Origin of the sequence: Duganella sp. BJB1802, from assembly GCF_013369445.1 — a bacterium.
GTDB lineage: Bacteria > Pseudomonadota > Gammaproteobacteria > Burkholderiales > Burkholderiaceae_D > Rugamonas > Rugamonas vulcania_A.
Map to the genome: position 1 here is coordinate 468623 of NZ_JABWEF010000003.1, position 6000 is coordinate 474622.

Below are 6000 nucleotides of genomic sequence, written 5' to 3' on the forward strand. Positions count from 1 at the left end.
TGTTTCGATTACGGCTACCGCCAAGGCAAGATACGGTGCTCCGTGCTATCGTTCCACTACAAGATTAAGAAAGCACACTATGTTAATTTCCTTCAAATCGAAGTCCAGTCCAGAAGTCCTGATGTATCAGGAACATGCCCAGCGCATCTTGGACTTGCTCCACAAAAATCCTACGCGCGGTGTCATCACGGCGGCGGAAGCGGCCCAGGCCTTGTCCTTGCTGGAGAGCGAAGTTGCCGCGAGCAAATTGCACCCTGAAACGGACGTCGAGCACGACGTGCACGCCCACGAGCAGGAAGACGGCGAAAGCGTCGAACATGCCGTCATGCAACGGGTCGGCTTTGCCGCCCGCGCCTTCCCGCTGCTGGAGATGCTGCGCTCGGCCAAGCAGGAAAACGAGAGCATCATCTGGGGCGTCTGAGCCCGTCCTTCAGTCTCCCGCCAGCGTCGCCGTCAGCGGGAGATCGAGCGTAAAACGCGTGCCCACGTCGAGCGCGCTGTCGACCCGGATGCTGCCGTCCAGCAGCGAGGTGACGATGTTGTAGGTGATGCTCAAGCCCAGACCGTTGCCGCCCTGCCCCAGCTTGGTGGTGAAGAACGGGTCGAAGATGCGCGCCTGGTGTTCCAGCGGAATGCCCTTGCCGTCGTCCTGGAACACAATCCGTACCTGGTCCGGCCCCAGCCGCACCGCCCATATCTTGATGACGCCGCCGCCGCGTCCCTCGAACGCATGCAGCAGCGCGTTGTTGATCAGGTTGATGATGACCTGGCCGTAGGGGCCGGGGAAGCTGTCCATCTGTATATCGTCGGGCATTTCCAGCTCCACCTGATGGCCGGCCTTGCGGATCTGGTTCTTCATCGTCGTCACGATTTCCTGGCTGGCCTGGTGCAGGTTGAAATGGCGCCGCTTGGCGCTGGCCTGGTCCACCGCCACTTGCTTGAAACTATTCACCAGTTCCGCCGCGTTGTGCAGGCTGCGCATCAGCAGCGTCGACGCTTCGCGCGACGCCTCGATGAAGTTGCTCAGGTCGGAACGGCGCAGCGTGTTGCCCGCCTGGCGCTGCTCGATCTCCTGGGTCTTGTCCTCCAGCGTGCTGGCGATCACCAGGCTGTTGCCGATCGGCGTGTTCAATTCGTGCGCGACGCCGGCCACCAGCGAACCGAGCGCCGCCAGCTTTTCGCGCTCCACCAGTTGCTGCTGCGTGTCGCGCAACTGCCGGTAGGAATCCGCGTTGGCGAACGCCACCGCCACGTAGGAAGCCAGCGTGGTCAGCATGTCGAGATCGATGCGCTGGTAGGCGTGGTTGCGGTAGCTGTGCACGGTGATCACGCCGCGCACCTGGCCGGCCACCGAGATCGGCACGTAGATCAGCGAACGCGGCTCGGTCGGCAGCGAGCCGTCCTCCAGCGTGCCCATGTCGTCGGCGCCGGAGACCAGTGCCAGGTGGCTGATGTAGCGCTGGTATTCATGCTCCAGGTCGTTGATGAACACTTCCTGCGCATGGTTGATGCACCACACCGCCAACTGGTTGGGCTCGCGCATGCTGCGCGTGTACGGCGCGTAGCGCTTGCCCTTTTCCATCGCGAACGGATATTCGATCAGCTCTTCCTTGGGCCGGTAGATGCCGATGCCGAACACGCTGGCGTCCATCAGCGCGTGCACCTGCTGGTACAGCATCGACATGATGGCCTCGCTGTCGAGGTTGGCCGTGATGCGGCGGCCGATGTCCGACAGCAGCGAGATGTTGCGGTGCGCCAGCTCCACGCTCTCCTTCTGGTGCTCGACTTCGCGCTTCTGCCGCTCGATCGATTCCTTCTGCTGCACCAGCTCGCGTGTGCGGTTGCCCACCTCCGCCTCCAGCGCATGCTTCTGGCGCACCAGCATGCGGATGCGGATGCGGAACAGCAGGTAAACGCTGCCCAATGCCAGCGTCAGCATCAGCAGCCGGAACCACCAGGTCTTCCACAGCGGCGGCGCGATGATCACCTCCACCGCCACCGGCTCGCGGCTCCAGACCCCGTCCTTGTTGGCGGCCTTGACGCGGAACACGTAGCGGCCGGCGTCGAGATTGGTGTAGGTGGCGAAGCGCTTGCCGGCGTCGGCCGTCACCCATTGCGGATCGAAGCCCTCCAGCTGGTAGGCGAAGCGGTTGCGCTGCGGATCGGCGTAATGCAGGCCGGCGAACTCGAACGAAAACACGGCGTCGCGATAGCCGAGCCTGAGCGTGCGCGCCTCGTAGATCGGCCCCTGCTCCAGCACATCGGCGCGCGGCTGGCCGGTCAGGATGGATTGGTTGAAGATGGAAAAATCCGTGATCGATACCGGCGGCGCGTGCGGGTTGTCGCGGATGCCCGATGGATGGAAGGCCGTCAGGCCGGACAGGCCGCCGAAGAACAACATGCCGTCGACGGCCTTGTACCCTGAGCCGATGAAGTAGGAACCGTCGATCAAGCCGTCGCGCGAGGTGTACTCCTTGAACGCGCCGGTGGCGGGATCGAGCATCGTCAGGCCGGCCGTGCTGCTGATCCACAGATGGCCGTGCTCGTCGGCGAGGATGGCGCCGACCGGGTCCGGCGCGCGGCCGCCGCTGGTCGGATAGAAGCGGAAATGCAGTTCGCCGTCGGCGCCCTGCTCGGCGCGGCACAAGCCGGCGGCCGTGCCTATCCACAGGCGTCCCTTGTCGTCCTCGTAGGTGTAATGCACGCGCTTGTTGCTGAGGCTGTCCGCCTTGCCGGGCTGGTGGTGATAGTGGCGGAATGTTCCGGCGGTGCGGTCGAAGCGGTCGAGACCGTTTTCCGTGCCGAGCCACAGCACGCCGTGGCTGTCCTCCATCAGCGAATAGATGCGGCCGTCCAGGCTGTTCGGGTCGGCTGGCTCGTGGCGCCATGTGCTGATCGCGCCGGTTTGCGGATCGACGCGGTGCAGACCCGCGCGCGACGCCACCCAGATCACGCCGGCGTGGTCGAGCAGGACGCGCTGTATCGTTGCCGAGGCGGGATCGGCGTCCAGCACCACGCGCGTGAACGGGCCGCCTACCGCATCGCGCCGGGCCAGCCCGGTTGAACTGCCGACCCACAAGCGACCGCGCTGATCGATCTGGAGCGCCTGGATCTGGTCGCCCGGCAGGCTGGCCGGGTCGCGCTCGTTGTGGCGCCAGACCTCGGTGTCGCCCTTGACGATGTCCAGCAAGGTCAAGCCGTTGCCGGTGCCCAGCCAGAACTTGTTGGGTCCCGCGCCGATGACCACGCGCACCTTGTTGTTGCTGATGCTGGGCATCACGCCCGGATACTCGGTGTAGCGCTCGAAGCCGCCGCTGGTCAGGTCCACCCAGTCCAGGCCGGTGTACCAGGTGCCGACCCACAGCGTTCCGGTGCGGTCCTGGTAAAGCGCGCTGATCTGGTTATCGCCCACACCATGCCGGTCCTGGCTGTTATGCCGATAGGTGTAGAAATGCCGCGTCGCCGGATCGCGCCGCTTCAAGCCGTCGGCATAGCTGCCGGCCCACAGCACGCCGTCGCTGTCATGCAGCAGCGCCGTGATGCGTTGATCGTGCAAGGCGTCGGCCGGCGCCAGCGGGATGCGCTCGGCGTTGTCGCCGCCCAGGCGCCAGGCTTGCAGGCCTTGCAGCGTGCCGGCCCACAGCACGCCGTCGGCGCCGATCGACAGCGCCTGGATGTTGTTGAATGGCGCGGCGCCGTCCTGCGGCGACAAGTGGCGGAACTTGCTGCCGCCCGCCACCAGCATTTCCACGCCGCTGGCCGTGCCCACCAGCAGATTGCCGTGCTGGTCGCGCGCCAACGCGCCGACGCGATCATCGGCGATGCTGTCGACATCGGCCGCCGCGTGGCGCAGTGACCGCACTTCGCCGCTGGCGATATCCAGATGCTGCAAGCCGTCGCTGGTGGACAGCCATAAACCCTGCCGGCCATCGCCGACGATGCTCAATACGGTCAGGTTGCCGCTCTTGCTGGGCTGGTGAATGAATGATTGCGTGGCGGGATCGTAGCGGTCCAGGCCGCCCTTGCTGCCGATCCAGATCGTGCCGTTGCCGTCTTCATACAGGGCATGGACATAGTTGTCGAGCAGGCTGCGGGAATTGGCGGGATCGTTCTTGAACGCGGTCGTGCGGTAGCCATCGTAGCGGTTCAGGCCGGCCTGCGTGCCCAGCCACATGTAGCCGTGCCGGTCCTGCAGGACGGCGGTGACGGACTCCTGGGTCAATCCCTGTTCGATGCCGAGATGTTCAAACCGCAGACTGAGCGGCGCGGCCTCCGCGACAGGCATTAGCGCCGGCAAGAGTAAGCCGCATAAAAGGAAAAAACGTATTGCGTAACCTGGCATAGGGCTGCGTCTCCGTGATGCAAGCCATTCTAATGCACAAAGGTAAAAAAACCCCACCAATTCACTGGCGGGGTTCGCAACCGGCTTATTCCTGCGACCAGAGCGACACTGCGCCCGCGCCGGTGGGCTTGCCGCTGGCAGGGTCGATGAGCGTTTCCTTGAGTACGATCGCATACTTGACCGCCCCGTCGCCCTTGCTATAACGATACGCACGCAAGGACCACTCCGATGCCCCCATGCCAAACGTCTTGGTGTTCAAGCCTTGCTTGACTTGACTGGCGAAAGCCTGGTAATCCTCACCGGGCCTGGTCATGTGCACAGCGCCGGTCGCGTTGAAGGTCATCAGGTTGTCGTTTTGGGCAGCGCAGTCCTGACGATGGAAGGCAAACGTCTGGCCGGCAAGCTCGCTTGGATCCCGCAGCAATGTGGCGGTTTTGAGCACCAGCACGTCCGTCGACCTCGCTTGCGTTGTTCCGCTCGGAATCTGGCACAACATCAATATGATGGGCATCCTGCCGTCGGCATTGTCCGATATGGCGAAGGAGCTGGAGACTGGTGCACCATAGATCACGGCGCCGGTTTGATTCGGCAGCTGGCTAAAGCCGATTTCCCTCTCGCCGAGTCCGAATGTCAGCTTGCCGCCAAAGACCGGCACGACGCCACTGCCGCTCGAATAGCGATACAGGACGTTGGTCGAAAGCGCAGAATAGTTTTCCTGATAGTCGGTATAACGCAGCGTGTAGGTTGGTGCGGTTTCGCTCCGCTGCGTCTGCACAGCGGCATCGATCGATGTCTGGAAAGCCGCCAGGTCCGTATCCTTATTCACCAGCGCCGGCAAGTCGTGTCCGACAACACTGAGCGGCACATCGTTGCGGATCCCCGCCGCCGCTAACTGCGCCAGATAGCGGGTAACGATTTCATTCTTTTTGCTCATCGCCAGCTGGTCGTCGGCCTGGGCTCCGCCCATGATTTCGAGCACCATCACCGGCCGCGTAATTTCATTTCGATCCAGTCTGCCCGCCCAGTATGCGACACCGCCAACCTCGGCATAGCGACCGAACAAATTCATATAAACAGTATTAACGAAATCCGCATTGCTCCCGCTATTGAGCGCTTGCGCCTCTGGACCGGACATGAATCCATCCACCACCGACTTTGCCCAGCCGTTGTTATTGTAGTCAGAGATCAAGCCAGCGGCGGTGGTTGGTAAATTGAGTGTTTCGAAGGAATTATTCCAGAAAGCGAAGCCGCCGTTGTCCGGCGCGCGTCCGAAGTAGGCCAGATAAAGGCTCTGCACCATGAGCGCGTGCGCAGTCGCTGTCGGCGGCGCGATGGGAGCGGATGCGCCCAAGCGCAGGCCTGCTGTACGCGTCGTTTCAGCACCGCCCCCACTGGAGCCGCCACAAGCTGCCAATACCGAAGCCAATAAGCTGGCTGATACAAGTTTTAACCACGACATATTTTATCTCCTGATGTAGTTGCCAAATAATACATTAACAACAATAGGATTTCAAAATAAACAATATCGCGAGCGCAAAACGGGCCACGGAATGCGAAAAGCCCCCACCTGCACAGAGCGCGATCTTGAGCGCGTTCTGGCTGGTGGGGGCTTTTCTATAGTGAAGCGCGGCAGTGCCGCGCTGAACAAATGGCCGCGA

Annotated in this window: 3 protein-coding genes; 1 reads left to right on the plus strand and 2 read right to left on the minus strand. The window is 62.7% G+C overall.

Features of this window, described 5'->3' with window-relative positions:
• Window positions 1–79 precede the first annotated feature (79 nt).
• Window positions 80–421 (plus strand): DUF1840 domain-containing protein, encoded by a 342-nt coding sequence (locus HUX88_RS07610; RefSeq protein WP_117012793.1) that lies wholly within the window; start codon window positions 80–82, stop codon window positions 419–421.
• 9 nt (window positions 422–430) lie between these two features.
• On the opposite strand, the gene HUX88_RS07615 is transcribed toward HUX88_RS07610, so the two are convergent.
• Together HUX88_RS07615 and HUX88_RS07620 are read right to left on the minus strand one after the other, a co-directional pair.
• Window positions 431–4285 carry a two-component regulator propeller domain-containing protein gene (locus HUX88_RS07615; protein ID WP_229219234.1) on the minus strand — a complete coding sequence of 1285 codons (3855 nt, stop codon included), beginning with the start codon at window positions 4283–4285 and terminating at the stop codon, window positions 431–433.
• A gap of 142 nt (window positions 4286–4427) precedes the next feature.
• Window positions 4428–5801, minus strand: a complete 1374-nt coding sequence (locus tag HUX88_RS07620; protein WP_176361357.1) for a DUF4214 domain-containing protein — start codon at window positions 5799–5801, stop codon at window positions 4428–4430.
• Between the last annotated feature and the right edge of the window lie 199 nt (window positions 5802–6000).